17 protein-coding genes and 2 tRNA genes are annotated in these 16,603 nt (G+C 70.3%); 7 read left to right on the plus strand and 12 right to left on the minus strand.

Annotated features, from left to right (window positions below; genetic code table 11):
- Positions 1-3: 3 nt before the first annotated feature.
- The gene (locus Q0444_RS08940; RefSeq protein ID WP_299023027.1) at positions 4-747 is read left to right on the plus strand and encodes an SDR family NAD(P)-dependent oxidoreductase; all 744 of its coding nucleotides are present in this window, start codon (positions 4-6) and stop codon (positions 745-747) included.
- Here Q0444_RS08940 and Q0444_RS08945 read toward each other — a convergent pair.
- From Q0444_RS08945 to Q0444_RS08980, 8 genes are all read right to left on the minus strand, one after another.
- A complete protein-coding gene (locus Q0444_RS08945) occupies positions 734-1,924 on the minus strand; it encodes a site-specific DNA-methyltransferase (RefSeq protein WP_291080081.1) in 1,191 nt (396 codons plus the stop codon). The two genes, Q0444_RS08940 and Q0444_RS08945, sit on opposite strands and share 14 nt — an antisense overlap.
- The gene (locus tag Q0444_RS08950; RefSeq protein ID WP_291080079.1) at positions 1,921-2,601 is read right to left on the minus strand and encodes a hypothetical protein; all 681 of its coding nucleotides are present in this window, start codon (positions 2,599-2,601) and stop codon (positions 1,921-1,923) included. Before Q0444_RS08950 ends, Q0444_RS08945 begins: the two co-directional genes overlap by 4 nt.
- Positions 2,598-3,083: a thioesterase family protein gene (locus Q0444_RS08955; RefSeq protein WP_291080077.1), complete on the minus strand. Its 486-nt coding sequence runs from the start codon at positions 3,081-3,083 to the stop codon at positions 2,598-2,600. Before Q0444_RS08955 ends, Q0444_RS08950 begins: the two co-directional genes overlap by 4 nt.
- Positions 3,080-3,541: a thioesterase family protein gene (locus Q0444_RS08960; protein WP_291080075.1), complete on the minus strand. Its 462-nt coding sequence runs from the start codon at positions 3,539-3,541 to the stop codon at positions 3,080-3,082. Before Q0444_RS08960 ends, Q0444_RS08955 begins: the two co-directional genes overlap by 4 nt.
- Positions 3,538-4,008 (minus strand): thioesterase family protein, encoded by a 471-nt coding sequence (locus Q0444_RS08965; protein ID WP_291080073.1) that lies wholly within the window; start codon positions 4,006-4,008, stop codon positions 3,538-3,540. The genes Q0444_RS08960 and Q0444_RS08965 overlap by 4 nt, the downstream gene beginning before the upstream one ends.
- Before the next feature lie 6 nt (positions 4,009-4,014).
- Complete coding sequence (gene ettA, locus Q0444_RS08970; protein WP_299023030.1) at positions 4,015-5,688, minus strand: energy-dependent translational throttle protein EttA; 1,674 nt, start codon at positions 5,686-5,688, stop codon at positions 4,015-4,017.
- 129 nt (positions 5,689-5,817) lie between these two features.
- The gene (locus Q0444_RS08975; RefSeq protein ID WP_291080067.1) at positions 5,818-6,330 is read right to left on the minus strand and encodes a single-stranded DNA-binding protein; all 513 of its coding nucleotides are present in this window, start codon (positions 6,328-6,330) and stop codon (positions 5,818-5,820) included.
- 166 nt (positions 6,331-6,496) lie between these two features.
- Positions 6,497-8,527 carry a cytochrome c oxidase assembly protein gene (locus tag Q0444_RS08980; RefSeq protein WP_299023031.1) on the minus strand — a complete coding sequence of 677 codons (2,031 nt, stop codon included), beginning with the start codon at positions 8,525-8,527 and terminating at the stop codon, positions 6,497-6,499.
- 107 nt (positions 8,528-8,634) lie between these two features.
- On the opposite strand from Q0444_RS08980, the gene Q0444_RS08985 reads away from it, so the two are divergent.
- Positions 8,635-8,707: transfer RNA gene (locus Q0444_RS08985), tRNA-Arg, on the plus strand.
- 240 nt (positions 8,708-8,947) lie between these two features.
- A complete protein-coding gene (gene cmrA, locus Q0444_RS08990) occupies positions 8,948-9,766 on the plus strand; it encodes a mycolate reductase (protein WP_291080063.1) in 819 nt (272 codons plus the stop codon).
- A gap of 4 nt (positions 9,767-9,770) precedes the next feature.
- Here the strand turns inward: cmrA and Q0444_RS08995 are convergent, their stop codons facing one another.
- On the minus strand, positions 9,771-11,366 hold the full coding sequence (locus Q0444_RS08995) for a helicase HerA-like domain-containing protein (RefSeq protein WP_291080061.1): 1,596 nt from the start codon (positions 11,364-11,366) through the stop codon (positions 9,771-9,773).
- 72 nt (positions 11,367-11,438) lie between these two features.
- Here Q0444_RS08995 and orn point away from each other — a divergent pair, with 72 nt between their 5' ends.
- Both orn and Q0444_RS09005 read left to right on the plus strand, forming a co-directional pair.
- Positions 11,439-12,095, plus strand: coding sequence for an oligoribonuclease (orn, locus tag Q0444_RS09000; RefSeq protein WP_291080059.1), 657 nt, complete (start codon positions 11,439-11,441; stop codon positions 12,093-12,095).
- An 84-nt stretch (positions 12,096-12,179) separates the two neighbouring features.
- Positions 12,180-12,252: transfer RNA gene (locus tag Q0444_RS09005), tRNA-His, on the plus strand.
- A gap of 123 nt (positions 12,253-12,375) precedes the next feature.
- Here the strand turns inward: Q0444_RS09005 and Q0444_RS09010 are convergent.
- The 3 genes from Q0444_RS09010 to Q0444_RS09020 form a co-directional block, all read right to left on the minus strand.
- The gene (locus Q0444_RS09010) at positions 12,376-12,501 is read right to left on the minus strand and encodes a hypothetical protein (RefSeq protein WP_291080057.1); all 126 of its coding nucleotides are present in this window, start codon (positions 12,499-12,501) and stop codon (positions 12,376-12,378) included.
- Positions 12,502-12,559: 58 nt separating this feature from the next.
- Positions 12,560-13,213 carry a hypothetical protein gene (locus Q0444_RS09015; protein ID WP_291080055.1) on the minus strand — a complete coding sequence of 218 codons (654 nt, stop codon included), beginning with the start codon at positions 13,211-13,213 and terminating at the stop codon, positions 12,560-12,562.
- 135 nt (positions 13,214-13,348) lie between these two features.
- Positions 13,349-14,338: a DUF2804 domain-containing protein gene (locus Q0444_RS09020; protein ID WP_291080053.1), complete on the minus strand. Its 990-nt coding sequence runs from the start codon at positions 14,336-14,338 to the stop codon at positions 13,349-13,351.
- A 187-nt stretch (positions 14,339-14,525) separates the two neighbouring features.
- Between Q0444_RS09020 and efeU the strand changes: the two genes are divergently transcribed.
- Together efeU and efeO are read left to right on the plus strand one after the other, a co-directional pair.
- Positions 14,526-15,416, plus strand: coding sequence for an iron uptake transporter permease EfeU (gene efeU, locus Q0444_RS09025; RefSeq protein WP_299023032.1), 891 nt, complete (start codon positions 14,526-14,528; stop codon positions 15,414-15,416).
- Positions 15,413-16,603 carry an iron uptake system protein EfeO gene (gene efeO, locus Q0444_RS09030; protein WP_299023034.1) on the plus strand — a complete coding sequence of 397 codons (1,191 nt, stop codon included), beginning with the start codon at positions 15,413-15,415 and terminating at the stop codon, positions 16,601-16,603. The genes efeU and efeO overlap by 4 nt, the downstream gene beginning before the upstream one ends.

Raw genomic sequence — 16,603 nt, forward strand, 5'->3', positions numbered from 1 at the left:
AACATGAGGTTGGCGGAGAAGACGGCGATCGTCACCGGCGGTGCCGGCGGGATCGGCAGGGGCATCACCCGCGCGTTCGTCAAGGAGGGCGCGTCGGTCCTCGCCGTGGACATCAACGACGAGGCCGGCGCGGCCCTGGTCGACGAACTGGGCGACGCGGTCCGCTTCCTCAACGCCGACATCTCGATCGAGGCCAACGCCATGAAGATCGTGGCCGCCGCGGTGGAGGCGTTCGGCGCGGTCGACGTGCTGGTCAACAATGCACACGCATCTCGCCAGGCGCCCCTGCTGGAGACCACGCAGGAGATGCTGGACCTGTCGTTCGGCACCGGCTTCTACCCCACCTTCTGGCTGATGAAGGCCGCCCACGCCCACCTGGCCGAGCGTGGGGGTTCGGTGATCAACTTCGCCTCCGGAGCCGGGATCAACGGCCACCCCACTCAGGGTTCGTACGCCGCCGCCAAAGAGGCGATCCGGGGCATCAGCCGAGTCGCGGCCAACGAGTGGGCCCTGGACGGCATCAACGTCAACATCATCTCGCCGCTCGCGCTGACCGAGGGCGTGGAGAACTACATCGAGGCCAACCCCGGCATCGAGAAGCGGTTGCTCGCCGGCACCCCGATGCGCCGGTTCGGCGACCCGGAGTCCGACATCGGCCGCGTGGCGGTGTTCCTGGCCTCGGAGGACGCCTCCTACATGACCGGGCAGACGCTCATGGTGGACGGCGGCAGCGTCATGCTCCGGTAGCCCGCAACCGGGGAACGAGGACCTCCCGGATCGTCTCGGGATTGCGCTCCACCACCACCCACCGGCGCCCCAGCGCGTGGGCCGCCACCGCGGTGGTCCCGGATCCGGCGAACAGGTCCACCACGAGGTCGTCCGGTCCGGTCGCCAGTTCCACGATCCGCCGCATCAGCGCCTCCGGCTTGGGGGTACGGAACCCGTCGACCCCCGCGTTCCGCAACTCCGCCCGGGCCGTGTCGGTCGACCCCACCTCCTGGGCCAGCCAGATGGACTTCAGCTTCTTGATCCGGCCCGCCTCGTGCCGGTCGCGCTGGTACACGTCGACCCGCGGACCCGACCTGCCCCGGACCGTCCGGCAGACCAGCTCGTCCACCCTCTCGGTGGCCCGGGCCCGGGACCACCGCCACACCGCGGGGGTGAGGTCGCCGAACACCGGCAGGATCTCGGACAGGCCGGGCGCGGGATCCACCGAGACGGCGCCGCTGCCCGGGTCCCCGTAGAGCGGGTAGGTCATGGTCGGCGTGGTGCGCGGGTTGAACCGCTTGTTGGTGTTGCGCAGCGGCAGCAGCCGGAAGTTGATCCCGTCCTCCCCCACGTGCGGGAAGTCTGCGGGGTCCACCGCGGACGCGACGCCACCGGCCAGGCGCACCCTGCCGGGGTCACGCGCGTAGACCATGAGCCGGTCGTGGGACCCGGCGAAGAACCTGTCGAGCTGGCGCCCCTTGGGGTTGCTCTCCACGGTGAGATCGGCGATGAAGGCATCCGTTCCAAAGACCTCGTCGAGCACGCACCGGACCCGGTGGGCCTCGGCATCGTCCAGGTGGACCCAGACGGTCCCCGTGTCCGCGAGGAGGTCGCGCGCCACCACCAGCCGCGCCTCGATGTAGCTCAGCCACGTCAGACGCGGCATGTTGTCGTGGTACCCGTCGAAGCGGCCGCCCCGGTTGAAGGGCGGGTCGAGGTAGACCAACTGCGCGGCCCCGGTCGGCCCCAGACCGACCTCCTCGAGGGCGGCCGAGGCCTCCGCGATCCGGGCCCCGTCCCCGTCGAGCACCGCTCCGGACGCCCGCCCGTCCGCGTCGCGGACCACCTCGACCAGCCTCGGCGCGGGCCCCTGCTCCCCCGGGACCTCCGGCTCGCCCCTCCCGGGCCAGGAGACCGAGAACCCCGGCGACGTCATCGCGGGTCGAGCGTCAGCGAGTCGGTGCGCCGGAACGCCGTGCCGTAGCGGGCGTCCAGCCGGAGCCACGCGCCGCGTTCGCTCACCCGGACCGGCTCGCCCTCCGGTGCCCGTCCCGCCCTGGCCGGCACGAAGCCGCACATCACCAGCGAGAACACGGTCCGCATGTCCACGCCCACCGGGTTCGGGCTCTCCGCGCGGACGGTGAGCGCCACCTGGTCGAGCAACGACGGTGGCAACCCGGCCGGACCCGCGTTCTCCCGGGCGGCGTCGCGGCCGGATTCGGTGAGGTCGAGCAGGACCTGCGCCGGGACGTCCTCCACGGGCTGGAACCCGTCGGCCGGCGGGAGCAGTCCCTGCCAGGACGAGGTGAGGGGCATCCCCGGGTCGAGTCGCCCCTCAGCGTCGCCGCGGGGAAGCAGGTCGAGTTCTGTGAGCAGATGGTCGGCACCGCACACCACGTCGCCTCCGGGGCAGTACCCACCCAGCCCGCGGACCACCAGCGCGCCGAACGGCGTCCGCGCCCACACCCGCATCCGGCCGACGTCGCCGCCGGTCAGCCGAACGACCGTCGCCTCGTCCAGCCGCACCAGGCGCCGCAGGAGAGTGCGCAGGTCGTCGCGGTCCGCGGGCTCGGGCACCGCGAGCATCTCCCCGCCGGCCCCGGGCAGGGTCACGTCGGATCCTCGTGGCGGTACCCCAGCAGGTGGTCGCGTTCGGCCCGGGTGAACCGCCGAGGGCGCTGGGTCGCGAGATCGAACGCGGCGATCGTCGCCGTGCAGTCGACGGCGGGGGGCGCCGAGTCCGGGGTGGTGCGCCCGCGGACCTCGTGGCGCGCCACGAACATGGCCCCACCGACCTTCTCGCACCACATGCGGATCCGGATCGGCCCGTCGGCGTACTTGATCTGGCCGCGGTACCTCACCGCGAGGTCGGTCATGACCGCGCCGGCGGCGAGGGTGAGCGTGGGTGTGCCCTCCTCGAAGAGCCACGGGATCCGGGCCTCCTCGATGAGGGTGATCATCCGCGCGTGATTGACGTGGTGGTAGAGATCCTGGTCGGACCAGCGGACCGGGATCGCGGCCGTGAACACGCGTCGCCCCGGCTCGCCCGACACCCCGAGCGGGCCACCGGTCTCCAGCACCAACCGTCCGGTCACCCGGTTGACCCGTGGTCGGTGATCGCCGTGCGGTGGTGGGCGGCGTCCAGCACGTTCCGCACCCCCAACGGGATCTCGACCGCCGTGGAGGTGGATGCGTCGTACGCCACCATCACCACGCGCAGCGCGGCACAGACCTCGCCCGCCGCGTCGAAGATGGTCTGCCGGATCTGATACGAGGTGGTCCCCACGTGCTCGACCTCGATCTCCACGTCCACGGACGTCGAGTCGCGGAGCACGGGACGGAGGTGGTCGATCTCCACGCGCCTCACGACCTGCGGGAGGTTGCCGAGGCCGAACGGGCCGAACCGGCTGCGGATGAAGAGGATCCGCGCCTCCTGCGCGTACTCGATGTACTTGACGTTGTTGACGTGCCCGTACTGGTCGAAGTCCGCCCACCGCACCTGCAGGGTGCAGCGGAAGGTGCCGCGGTCCACCGCGCCGCCTCGTGAACTCATACCGCCTCCTCCCGGTCACCGAGCAGCGCGGCGCGCTCCTCGGGGGTGATCTCCAGGGTCGTGATCTCGTCGTCAGCGGTCACCACCAACACGGTGTCGACCACCGCGCACGGCCCGGGGCCCGTCGGCTCGGAGCCGATCGAGGTGCGCATGGTAAACGAGGTTCGGCCCACCTTGAGCACCTCGACGTCCACCCACACCTCGGCCACCCCCATCCCGATGGTGCGACGGAAGTCGATCTCCATCCACCGCGCCAGCGCGATCGGCACCCGGGAGCCCGGCACGCCGAACCTCTCGCGGAACCAGATCAGGCGGGCGTCCTGCGAGAACTCCTGGAACCGCACGTTGTTGACGTGCATGCCCACGAAGTCGGAGATGCGCAACGGGATCCGGACCCGGTGCACGACCCCCGCCGGGGTGTCGTCCGCGGTCCGGGTGTCGGCGCTCCGGCCGGTCGGTGTGGCCATCTGCGGTCAGTCCCTGGTGAGCTTGCGGTGGGTGACCCGGTGCGGGCGGGCGGCGTCGGGGCCGAGCCGCTCGACCTTGTTCTGCTCGTAGCCCTCGAAGTTGCCCTCGTACCAGTACCACTGGCCCTCGGTGACGTTGCCCTCCCACGCGAGGATGTGGGTGCAGGTCCGGTCGAGGAACCAGCGGTCGTGGGAGATCACCACCGCACAACCGGGGAACTCCTCGAGGGCGTTCTCCAGGCTGCCGAGCGTCTCGGTGTCGAGGTCGTTCGTCGGCTCGTCCAGCAGGATCAGGTTGCCGCCCACCTTGAGGGTCAGCGCCAGGTTGAGGCGGTTGCGCTCACCACCGGACAGCGAGCCGGCCTTCTTCTGCTGGTCCGGACCCTTGAACCCGAAGGCGCTGACGTAGGCGCGCGAGGGCATCTCGTTCTGGCCGACCTCGATGAAGTCGTTGCCCTCGGAGACCACCTCCCACACCGACTTCTCCGGATCGATGTTCGCGCGGGTCTGGTCCACATAGCTGAGCTTGACCGTCTCGCCGACCTTCACCGACCCGGCGTCCGGCTCCTCGAGTCCCACGATGGTCTTGAACAGCGTGGTCTTGCCGACGCCGTTGGGACCGATCACGCCGACGATGCCGTTGCGCGGCAGCGTGAAGGACAGGTCCTTGATGAGGACCCTCCCGTCGAAGCCCTTCTCGAGCGCGTCCACCTCCACCACCACGTTGCCCAGTCGGGGCGGGGTGGGGATCTGGATCTCCTCGAAGTCGAGCTTCCTGTGCTTCTCCGCCTCGGCCGCCATCTCCTCGTACTTGGCCAGGCGGGCCTTGGACTTGGTCTGCCGGGCCTTGGCGCCGGAGCGCACCCACTCGAGCTCCGCCCGCAGGCGCTTCTGCAGCTTCTGGTCCTTCTTGCCCTGGACCTCCAGCCGCTCGGCCTTCTTCTCCAGGTAGGTGGAGTAGTTGCCCTCGTAGGGGTGGAGCTTGCCGCGGTCCACCTCGCAGATCCACTGGGCCACGTGGTCGAGGAAGTACCGATCGTGGGTCACGGCCAGGACGGCCCCCGGGTACGCGGCCAGGTGCTGCTCGAGCCACAGCACCGACTCGGCGTCGAGGTGGTTGGTGGGCTCGTCGAGCAGCAGCAGGTCCGGCTTGCTCAGCAGCAGCTTGCACAGCGCGACGCGGCGCATCTCACCGCCGGAGAGGTGGGTGACGGGCGAGTCGCCCGGCGGGCAGCGCAGTGCGTCCATCGCCTGCTCGATCTGCGAGTCCACGTCCCAGGCGTCCACCGCGTCGAGCTGCTCCTGCAACCTGCCCATCTCCTCCATGAGCTCCTCGGTGTAGTCGGTCGCCATCTCCTCGGCGACGGCGTTGTACCGCCGGAGCTGCACCATGGTCTCGCCGAGGCCGTCCTCGACGTTCTCCTTGACCGTCTTGGACTCGTCGAGCACGGGCTCCTGCATGAGGATGCCGACCGTGGCCTCCGGGTCGAGGAACGCCTCGCCGTTGGACGGCTGGTCGAGGCCCGCCATGATCTTGAGGATGGAGGACTTACCGGCGCCGTTGGGCCCCACGACGCCGATCTTCGCACCGGGGTAGAAGGACATCGTCACGTCGTCGAGGATCACCTTGTCCCCGTGCGCCTTGCGAACCTTCTTCATCGTGTAAATAAACTCGGCCACTTCTGCCCTCTCACCTGCGCAAATCGTCCATATCGCCGCGGGCCTGCCGCGGGCACGACCCCCATGTTACGTGGCCACCCGCGGGGCCGGTGCCCACGGCGGACACCGGCCCCTCGCCCTCCCGCGGCATCAGACCGAGGCCGCCTCCGCGAAGTCCGCGGCCTCGTCCGGATCACCCTCCGGATCATCGCCGTCGACGGATCCGATCGCCATCACCTCGTCCGGGTCGGACGGGGCGTCCGCCGCCTCACGCTGCCCGCCACCGACGTCGAGCGCCGGGTCCGACGTCGCGGCCCTCCGTACGGTCACGTCCATGCGGGACAGGTCGGGCCCGAGGGCGGTCACCCGCATCTCCAGATCGCGGTTGAGCCGACCATCGCGCTCGTACTCGTTGGTTAGCAGACGGCCGTGGACGATGATCCCGTCACCCTTGCAGACCGAACCCGGCGCCCTCTGCGCGAGCCGTCCCCAGCAGTTGGCCGAGAAGTACAGGGTGCCGCCCGTCTTCCACTCCCCCGTGTTGCGGTCCTGGTAGCGGATGTTGCTGGCCACCCGGAAGGTGAACACCTGGTCGTCGCCGACCCGCCGGGTGGTGGGGTCTGTGATCACGGTTCCGCGGACGGTCGTCAGGGTCTCGTTCATGGGTTCACTCCTGTCACACTCGGACCGACCGTGCGTCGGCCTCGTGACCTGAGGGTGCCCCACCTCGTCGTCGTCGCCCCTCGTCCCCGCGCCCCCGGCGCCCGGCCTGTGGAGGGACGCCGGGCTGTGGAGAGTCCGCCGGACGACGACGACGAGCGTCGCGGACTCAGGGCCGGCGGTCGGCCTCGGACATCTCGCGGAGCATCTCGTTATAGGCCTTGAGCTCGGCGTCGTCGTCGCGCTCGGCCTGCCGTTCCCCGCGCCGCGCCTCGCGCATGTCGGTCTGGTACCACTGCCAGGCCAGGGCGAGCATGACGATGAACAGGGGGATCTCCCCCGCCGCCCACGCCACGCCACCGCCGACCTGCTGGCTCTGCAACAGGTCCGGGACCCACGGCAGCCCGATCCCCGCGTACCAGCTCTGGGCCAGCACGGTCTTGTAGTTCATGAGCATGATGCCGAAGAAGGCGTGGAACGGGAGCGACCCGAGTAGCACCATGAGCTTGTACATCGGGGAGAACTGCCGGGGTGCGGCGTCCACCCCGATGATCACCCAGTAGAACAGGTACCCGCTGATGAGGAAGTGCACGTTCATGAACACGTGGCCCATGTGCTGCGACGCGAGCGCCTCGTAGAACCCGCCGAAGTACACCAGGTAGAAGCCGGCCACGAACTGCACCGACGCCACGACGGGGTGGGTGAGGAACCGGGAGAGCGGGTTGTTGATGAACTCCACCAGCCATTCCCGCGGGCCCGGCGGGTTGGCGCGCCCCGCCGCCGGGAGCGCGCGCAGGGCCAGCGTGAACGGGCCGCCCAGGGCGAGCAGGACCGGCACCAGCATGGAGATGAGCATGTGCCCGACCATGTGGCTGGCGAAGTCGGCCATCATGTACATCCCCATGCCGGAGCTCGAGGTGAGGAACAGCAGCACGCAGCCCACGACCCAGGACACCGTCCGCCCCGCCGGCCACGAGTCCCCGCGCCGGTGCAGGTGCACCACGCCCCAGACGTACAGCGCCAGCAGGATCACCGCGGCGAGCCCCAGCACCAGATCGAAGCGCCACAGCCCGAACACCGTGCCGAAGGAGAACGGCCCCGGCAGCTCGAAGCCCAGCAGCGCCTCCTGGCGGGTCGGGATGTACAGCGGGGCCGGCGGCGGGGTGCGGCCGAGCGAGACCGACAGTCCGAGCGTGCCCGCCATGACCACGGCCTCGACCAACACGATCCGGAGCAGGGTGCCGCGGTCGACCGGCGCGTTGGCGTTGGTGGACTCGATCTTGGCGATGATCCGGCGACGGACGGCCACCCCGAACAGGGTCAGCAGGCACAGGGCCAACGCCTTGGACACCACCAGAAGCCCGTAGGTCGAGGACAGCAGGTCGCCCGGGTGGAGACGCACGAGCGCGTTGATCACGCCCGTGAACCCGAGCGCCACGATGGCGACCGTGGCCACCACCGAGTAGCGGCGGAGGGCCAACGCGACCCGCGAGCCGCCGCGCATGGTGTGGGCGATCACCGCGACGAGTCCGCCGATGTAGAACGCGGCGGCGAGCAGGTGGATGATCAGCGAGTTGGTGGCGATGTCGTGGGCGGTGTTCCCCGAGGCGTGGCCCGTGGCCGCCACCGGCAGGAGCGAGAGGACGGACACGCCCAGCCAGATCACCGACCATCGCCAGCTCAGGGTGAGCCGCTGCCCGACGCCGGCGATCAGGGCGATCACCGCGGCCCACCGCCACGACGACGCCGCATCGATCTGGGAGATCGCGACCAGCCACTGATCCGGCGGCAGAGACTGCCACACCGTACGGCCGGACACGTCGGACAGGGTGAGCGGGATGAGCAGCGCCGCGGCCACCGCCCAGGCGAGGTTCGCCCAGGAGGACAGGCGCTGCGCGCGGTAGCCGTCCACGTCCAGCGTCCTGTCCTTCTGCGGCGGGGGGAAGAATGCCGCGAACAGCGCCGATCCCACGGCCACCGACGCGAGCAGCTCGCCGATCGCCCGGACCGCCGGCAGTCCGGCGGTGGTCAGCACTCCCGGGTCCGGCACTCCCACCAGCTCGAGAGCGATCTCCGTGGACATCCCGGACAGCGGCACGACCACCGCCGCGGTGACCACCGCGAGCAGGATCACCACCGGCACCACGCTGCGGGTCCTGAGCGGTCCGGTGGCGGCGGGTGCCGACTTCTGCGACGTCATGCGCTCCATCGTAGGAACCCGACCGCCCCCGGGCCGATTCGCGCCTGCTCGACACACCCCCGCATCGGCTACGATTCTCCCGGCGACGCCTGATGGGCGCGCTGCAGGCCTCCGTAGCTCAGTGGATAGAGCATCCGGTTTCTACCCGGCTGGTCAGGGGTTCGAATCCTCTCGGGGGCGCCGACTCTCCCCTCTCGCCAGGCTTGCGCTGCCCCCGTGGTCCCTTCCTCCAGCGCGGCCAGGCCTTTGTCGGGCGAAGGGGCAGCGCAAGCCGGTGGGGGGCGGCGCAAGCCGGTGGGGGGCAGCGCAAGCCGGTGGGGTGGGGCGTGGACCTCGCCCGGGTGCGCACCCCGCGGGTAAGGTCGGCGCTGCCGTGCCCGCCGTCCTCGGCGGGCCGAGTGCCGGACCTCGAGGAGCCCCATGTCCCTTCCCCCGCCCACCGTGTCGACCCGCGCCGTCGTGACCGGCGCCTCCTCCGGGATCGGAATGGCTCTGGCCACCGAACTCGCCCGGCGCGGGCACTCGCTGATCGTGGTGGCGCGGCGCGGCGAGGTGCTGCAGGAACTCAAGGAGCGGCTCGAACGGGACTTCCGGGTGACGGTGGAGGTGCGGGCCTGCGACCTGGCGGACCCCGCGGCGCGGCAGCCGCTGCTGGACGAGCTGGCCGGCCGCGAGATCTCGATCCTGTGCAACAACGCCGGGATCGCGACGTTCGGCCCGATCGCCTCGCTCGACCCGGACTACGAGAAGACCCAGGTCCAGCTCAACGCCGTGGCCTGCCACGACCTGATCCTCGCGGTGCTGCCCGGGATGGTCTCGCGACGCTCGGGGGCGATCCTCAACGTGGGCTCGGCGGCCGGCAACATGCCCATCCCCAACAACGCCACCTACGCCGCGTCCAAGGCGTTCCTCAACACGTTCTCCGAGTCGCTGCGGGGCGAGGTCAAGGACGCCGGCATCCACGTGACGCTGCTGGCCCCCGGCCCGGTGCGGACCGAGGAGATCGCGGACGAGGACAAGACCTTTGTCGACCGTCTGGTCCCCGACCGCCTCTGGGTGGACACCGAGTACACCGCGCGGGTCTCGCTGGACGCCCTGGCGCGGAACAAGATGCGCGTGGTCCCCGGGCCGCTGAGCCAGGCCATGTCCGTGGCCGGCAACTACACCCCGCGCGCGATCATGGCGCCGATCGTCGGCCGCTTCTACGCCAAGCTCGGCGAGGGGCAGCAGGACGGCTGACCGGTCACCTGCGGCGGCGGGTGCGGGTGCCGAAGATGTTCCGGCTGATCTCCCGCCCCGCCGCCGAGGCGGCCGAGCGCAGGAACGAGCGGACCGCCGGATTGGCCATGGCCCGCTCCACGAACGACTCGTCGCCGCCCCCGCCCGCCCCGTCGCCGGCCTGAGCCTGCTCCTGCGCCTCGACTCTCGCCTGCTCCCGGGCCCGCTCCGCCTGCTGCGCCGCGGCCTCGGCGTCGAGGGCCGCCCGATCCGCGGCGTCGGCCTGGGCCCGGAGCTTCTCGAACGCCGACAGGGGGTCCACGGTGGCCCCGTACCGGGCGTACAGCCCGGAGGCCCGGGCCTTCTCCGTGATCGCCGGGGCTCCGATCGTGTCCATGAGCGAGCGGGGCGGGGCCATGAGCGTCCACGCCACCGGCGTGGGCGCGCCCCGCTCGGACAACACGGTGACGATCGCCTCACCGGTTCCGAGCGAGGTCAGCGCCGTGGCGATGTCGTACACCTCCGACCTCGGATAGGTCTTGACCGTCTTGGCCAACGCCGCCTGGTCCTCGGGCGTGAACGCGCGCAGGGCGTGCTGGATCCGCGCCCCGAGCTGGGAGAGCACGTCCCTGGGGATGTCCGTGGGCTGCTGCGAGCAGAAGTACACCCCCACGCCCTTGGAGCGGATGAGCTTGACGGTCTGCACGACCTGCTCGAGGAACGCCTTGGAGGCGTCGGCGAAGAGCAGGTGGGCCTCGTCGAAGATGAACACGAGCTCCGGCTTGTCCGCGTCGCCCTTCTCCGGCAGCGTCTGGAACAGCTCGGCCAGGATCCACATGAGGAACGTCGAGAACAGCGCCGGCCGGGCGGCCTGGTCCCCCAGCTCGATCGCGGTCACCACGCCCCGGCCGTCCTCGGTGCGCATGAGGTCGGCGGGGTCGAGCTCCGGGTCGCCGAAGAACGTGTCGCCGCCCGCGGCCTCGAGGTTGACCAGGGCGCGCAGGATCACGCCGGCCGTCGCGGTGGACACCCCGCCGATCCCCTTGAGGTCGGCCTTACCCTGGTCGCCGGTGAGGTACTGGATCACCGAGCGGAGGTCCTTGAGGTCGTACAGTTCGAGGCCCTGTTGGTCGGCCCAGTGGAAGATCAGTCCGAGAGTCGACTCCTGGGTGGCGTTGAGCCCCAGCACCTTGGACAGCAGGATCGGCCCGAAGCCGGAGATCGTCGCGCGGATCGGGACCCCGATCCCCCCGGTCCCCAGCGAGACGAACTGCACCGGGAACGCCTCGGGCGTCCAGTCGGCGCCCGCGCGCGCCGCGCGATCGGAGATCGCCGCGGACGCCTCCCCGGGCGCGGCCAGGCCGGACAGGTCACCCTTGATATCGGCGACGACGACGGGGACGCCATTCGCCGACAGTTGTTCGACGAACAACTGGACCGTCTTGGTCTTACCCGTCCCGGTGGCCCCGGCGATGAGCCCGTGGCGGTTGACCATGGACAGCGGCAGCGCCACCGTCGCGGCGGGGTCGGCGACGCCGTCCACCACCACGGAACCGAGGGTGACCGCCCCTCCCTCCGTCGTGTATCCGGAGGCGATCTGGCGGGCGGCGGTGTCGGTCATCTGTCAGGCTCCTCGGGCTGCGGGGCGTCACGGGACGTCGGCCGCCCACGGCGACGGCGATATAGTCGAATGATGCCAGAGCCGACCATCGCAGCCGCGTCCGCGCCGACGCCCCACCAGGAGTCCAAGAACGACCGGATCGTCTGGATCGACTGCGAGATGACCGGCCTCGACATCTCCCACGACGTCCTGGTGGAGATCGCGGCCCTGGTCACCGACTCCGAGCTCAACGTCCTCGGCGAGGGCGTGGACATCGTCATCCACACCACCGAGGCCAAGCTCGACGCGATGCTGCCCGTCGTCCGGGACATGCACGCCTCCTCGGGCCTGACCGAGGAGATCCGCGAGTCGACGGTCACCCTCGCCGAGGCCGAGAAGCTGGTCCTGGACTACATCCGCACCTGGGTGCCGGTGGCCGGGACCGCCCCCCTGGCCGGCAACTCGATCGGCACCGACCGCGGGTTCCTCGCCCGCGACATGCCGGATCTCAACGGCTACCTGCACTACCGGATGATCGACGTCAGCTCGATCAAGGAGCTGTCCCGGCGCTGGTACCCGCGCATCTACTTCGGCCAGCCGGAGAAGGGCATGGCCCACCGCGCCCTGGCGGACATCAAGGAATCGATCCGCGAGCTGCAGTACTACCGGGCGACCGCATTTGTGCCGCAGCCCGGGCCGACCTCGGAGGACGTCCGGGCGGCTGCGGCGGCCCTGCCCCCGGTGGTCTGACCCGCCGGGAGCACCACCAGGGGATTTCCCGCCCCGGGTGTCGACCGGGTAACATCGTGGGCGCTGTCCGCGAGGGCGGCGATGGTGGCTGTAGTTCAGTTGGTAGAGCACCAGGTTGTGATCCTGGCTGTCGCGGGTTCGAGTCCCGTCAGCCACCCCGACGCGCAGGGCCCGGACCTTCTGGTCTGGGCCCTGCTCTCGTTCACCGAGACGACCGCGCTCTCCGTGCCCGCACCCCGTCGTGTGGACGCCGGCGGTCAGGGCGTCACACAGCACCGGGTCACACGCTCATGAGCTTGGTCGACTCGAGCGAGGCGTTCAGATCGTCGTTGAAGTTCTTCACGGCCAGGCGCAGAACCAGTCCGATGAACAGGAACGGCAGCGTGAACACCAGTAGCCATCCCACGGCCTGCCAGTAGTCGCCGTCGTAGATTCCCGCGATGGCCGCTCGTACGGCGGTCGCCTCACCGATCGCCAGGACGAGCGTGTAGGCGATGACGCCGACGAAGAGGATCGTGCTCTGCAGCAGGGCGAGCCCGCCGAAGATCGCGAAGTGCCCGAAGTACTCCTGTCACGGCGTGAGCGGGCCGGCGAGCGGCGGGAGTGCGTCCTCGTCGATCTCGGTGCGGATGAGCACCGCGAGCAGAAGTGCACCCACCCAGCGACAGAGCACAGTGTACAAACCCCCCGAGCGCGTCCTTCGTCGACGTCACGGCGACCGCGCCCTGACGGATCGCACCGGTGGCGTCTCCGCCGGCCTGGGACGACGACGAGGCGAGCGAGCCGCCGCTCGTCAGGAGGCTGTCGCCGGACGAGAGGACCGCCGCGACCATCTCGGCGGTCCCCGCTGCGGAGATCAACTGCACGGAGATCCCGCCGGCCCCGGTGCCGAGCCGATAGACGGCCTTTTTCGCCTCGGAGTCGTCGAGGTGTGTGGCCAGCGACGACACCAGAGCCAGGCCGACCTCGTCGAGAGTCCGCGTGAAGCTCGTGTTGATCTGCGTCGAGACGTCAGTCGCGGCCTCTCCGGTGGTCAGCGACGAGAGCGCGTTCCTCTTCTGGTTGACGTAGAAGTCGATCTCGACCGGCTTCGCGCCGGGGGCGAGGAAGGTCATCATCTTCTGACTGGAATCCGGGGGCAGCACGATCGTCGCGTGGTACTCCTCGGGTTTGGTGCCCTCGATCGCATGGACTCGGTGATGCGTCTGACGTCGGCGCTGCAGTAGCGCCCGCGCTGCGGGCGAACGCGGCGCCTACCAGCGGTTGCGCGACTCCTCCGCCCAGCCCACCAGCCCATCCAGTGACACGGTGGTGCCGTCGTCCAGCACCCCGATGCCGTGCCAGACGCCGAACGCCTGCCACGTCTTGACCGCCAGCACCCCCAACTCGGTGATGTCTCGACGCTGATGGAACGGCGTGAGAGTGGCGTCCAGACGCTCTCCCCGCACCCGCCACCGCCCGGCCGGGTCGGCCACGTCGTAGGACCAGCGGAGGTCATCGCCGAGCTTGTGCATCCGCCCGTCCACGAGGATCCCGTTCTCGGTGACGCCGGTGCCGTCGGTCCATCTGCCGCCCACCTGGATCGCGCGGGTGGAACCGTCCACGACTCCACTGCCCGCGCCCCAGTTCCAGACGTTCGAGTAGCGCCAGCGGCCCCGCCCGCGGTCGAGTACGGCCCAGCCCTCCCCCAGCACGTGGGTCTCGCCGTCGATCGTCACCGTGCCGGTGACCGGATTGGCCAGATCCTTGAGCGTGTACTGGAAGCGCGTCGCGCCCCACGGCACCACCACCGCGAGACTGTCATGCCTCGGGCGGGAGACCTCCAAGCTCAGCTGCAGCCCACGAGCCCGCACACCGAGGGAGGTGGAGACCTCGTCGTCGTCGATCTCGATCGTCACCCGCGTCGACCCGAACCCCGCGGCGGCGTGAATCGTGCCGTCGCCCGGCACGTCGCTGAAGCCCGGCGCATGCAGCGGCGTGATTCCGCTGCGCACCGTCTCCACGCCCGTCCTCCGGTCCAGGACGTAGACGGCGCAGTTGGCCAGATAGTCGAGGCCGGCGACGGTGAGTCCCACCACGAACCGGTCGGAGACGATCCCCCAGTACTCCCACCGCTTGGTGCGGCCCCAGCCGCCGATGTGCGTGCGGTGCAGGGGCTTACGCGACCAGCCCACGGCGGCCGGGTCGAGCCGAACGCCGTGGGCGAGGTCCGTGATCTCGGTGATTTCGCGCTCCGCAGTCATGGAGACACTCTGTCATCCGAGGCGGGCGGCTCCGACCCGACTCCACCGGCCGCGGCGGGGCTGTTGCGTTCGGCGCTCCCGAGGGGTAGAACTTTCTGCGCGAGGCAACCAAGGGTAGCCATTCCTAAGTTCCTCGACCCGGGCCGTCCATCGCGACCCGGATCCCGATCAGAATCCAGGCCACTCCATGTTCCTCGCCAACTTCCTCATCGCCTTGCGCGAAGGGCTCGAAGCCGCCCTCGTGGTGGGCATCCTCGTGGCCTATCTGGTCAAGATCGGCCGCCGAGACCTCCTCCCCCGGCTCTGGGCGGGCGTCGCCGTCGCCTCCCTCGTCCCCCTGGCCGCGGGCGCGTACATGACGTGGGGCCCCTACACGATGACTTTCGCCGCCCAGGAGATCCTCGGCGGCACCCTCAGTCTTCTCGCCGTAGCCCTGATCACCTGGATGATCCTCTGGATGGGCACCCACGCGGCCGGCCAGAAGGCGGGGCTGGAGACCTCGCTCGCCGGTGCGGTGGACAGGGGCGGCCGCGGGATCGTGTGGATCGCACTCCTCGCCGTGGGTCGGGAGTCGCTCGAGACCGCGATGTTCGTCTGGGCCACCACCCAGTCCACCATGAACACCTCGGCCGTCGTCCCCGCCATCGCGGTGGTGTGCGGCCTCGCCACCGCCGCGGCCCTGGGGGTCCTCATCTACGCCCGCGCCATGCGGATCGACATCGGTGCGTTCTTCCGATGGAGCGGGATCTTCCTCATCGTGGTGGCCGCCGGCATCGTCTCCTACGGCATCGGCGACCTCCAGGAGGCCTCCGTCCTGCCCGGCTGGGGTAACTGGGCGTTCGATCTGTCCCACCTGGTCCCCACCTCCGGCATCGGAGTCGTGCCCTACACGCTGGCCGTGGCCGTGGTGAACCTGAACTTCATGCCCACCTGGCTCCAGGTGTTCGGATGGGTCGCGTACCTCGTCGTCGTGGTCCCGCTCTTCCTCCGCGCCACGCGCCGCCGACCCCGGCCGGCCGGCGGGACCACCACCCCGGCCACACCGGCCCCCACCGACAAGAAAGCCACCACACTGTGAATCGCGCCATCCTCCGCCAGCCCGTCCTCGCGTACCCGGTCGGACTCGCCGCCACCCTGGCCGTGCTCGCGGGGTGCACCGCCAACACCCCGACCCCCGCGACCGGGGGCTCCGAGCCTCTCGAGGTGACGATCAACGGCGCCGACTGCCCGGTCTCGGCCACCGAGACCCCCTCGGGAACCGCCCGCTTCACGCTCGTCAACGCCGGTGGCGAGTCCAACGAGTTCGAGATCCTCGCCGAGGACAAGCTCCGGATCGTGGGCGAGCGCGAGAACCTCGGACCCGGCACGACCACCGACTTCACCATCGTGCTCGAACCCGGCACGTACTACACGGCGTGCAAGCCCAACATGGTCGGCGAGATCACGGGACTCACCGAGTTCACGGTGACCGACTCCGGTGAGGAGATCACGGTCTCCGAGGACGAGCAGGCCCTGCGCGACGCGGCCGTGGTGAGCTACACCGCCTACGTCAGAGATCAGGCCGGGGCGCTGCTCACCGGGACCCGGGAGTTCACGACCGCCTACCTCGCCGGCGACCGCGACCTGGCCCGGGAGCTGTACCCCCGGGTGCGGATGCACTACGAGCGCATCGAGCCCACGGCCGAGGCGTTCGGGGACATCGACCCGGCGCTCGACCTGCGTGAGGCCGACTCGCAGGAACTGGGCGAGCCGTGGACCGGGTGGCACGTGCTGGAGAAGGACCTGTGGCTGCCCGCCGGCCAGCCCGCGCTCACCGCGGATCAGCGACGCGAGATGGCGGACGCCCTCGACCGCGACACCCGGACGCTCTACGACCTGGTCAGCGCCGACGACTTCACGATCGGCCTGGATGAGATCTCCAACGGCGCCATCGCGCTGCTCGAGGAGGTGGCGACCACCAAGATCACCGGCGAGGAGGAGATCTTCTCGCACACCGACCTCTACGACATCCAGGCCAACCTCGAGGGCGCCTCGGTGGCGTTCGGGACGGTCCGCGACCTCGCAGAACTCAAGGACGCCGAGCTGGTCGACGAGATCGACGCGCGCATCGCCTCCCTCAGCTCGACGCTGGACGGCTACCGCACCGGCGAGGACGGGTTCGTCCCGTTCACCGAGCTCGACGCCGCCGAGCGCAAGCAGCTCTCCGACTCCGTCAACGCCCTGCGGCGGCCACTGGCCACCCTGACCGAGGTCATCGTCGGCTGA

It is taken from the genome of uncultured Dietzia sp., from assembly GCF_937873725.1.
Lineage (GTDB): Bacteria > Actinomycetota > Actinomycetes > Mycobacteriales > Mycobacteriaceae > Dietzia.

Excerpts from the sequence above, each read along its gene's own strand:
- Q0444_RS08940 (WP_299023027.1), top strand. The coding sequence starts at position 4 with ATGAGGTTGGCGGAGAAGACGGCGATCGTCACCGGCGGTGCCGGCGGG.
- Q0444_RS08945 (WP_291080081.1), bottom strand. The coding sequence starts at position 1,924 with ATGACGTCGCCGGGGTTCTCGGTCTCCTGGCCCGGGAGGGGCGAGCCG.
- Q0444_RS08960 (WP_291080075.1), bottom strand. The coding sequence starts at position 3,541 with ATGAGTTCACGAGGCGGCGCGGTGGACCGCGGCACCTTCCGCTGCACC.
- Q0444_RS08965 (WP_291080073.1), bottom strand. The coding sequence starts at position 4,008 with ATGGCCACACCGACCGGCCGGAGCGCCGACACCCGGACCGCGGACGAC.
- Q0444_RS08975 (WP_291080067.1), bottom strand. The coding sequence starts at position 6,330 with ATGAACGAGACCCTGACGACCGTCCGCGGAACCGTGATCACAGACCCC.
- Q0444_RS08980 (WP_299023031.1), bottom strand. The coding sequence starts at position 8,527 with ATGACGTCGCAGAAGTCGGCACCCGCCGCCACCGGACCGCTCAGGACC.
- cmrA (WP_291080063.1), top strand. The coding sequence starts at position 8,948 with ATGTCCCTTCCCCCGCCCACCGTGTCGACCCGCGCCGTCGTGACCGGC.
- Q0444_RS08995 (WP_291080061.1), bottom strand. The coding sequence starts at position 11,366 with ATGACCGACACCGCCGCCCGCCAGATCGCCTCCGGATACACGACGGAG.
- orn (WP_291080059.1), top strand. The coding sequence starts at position 11,439 with ATGCCAGAGCCGACCATCGCAGCCGCGTCCGCGCCGACGCCCCACCAG.
- Q0444_RS09015 (WP_291080055.1), bottom strand. The coding sequence starts at position 13,213 with ATGATGACCTTCCTCGCCCCCGGCGCGAAGCCGGTCGAGATCGACTTC.
- Q0444_RS09020 (WP_291080053.1), bottom strand. The coding sequence starts at position 14,338 with ATGACTGCGGAGCGCGAAATCACCGAGATCACGGACCTCGCCCACGGC.
- efeU (WP_299023032.1), top strand. The coding sequence starts at position 14,526 with ATGTTCCTCGCCAACTTCCTCATCGCCTTGCGCGAAGGGCTCGAAGCC.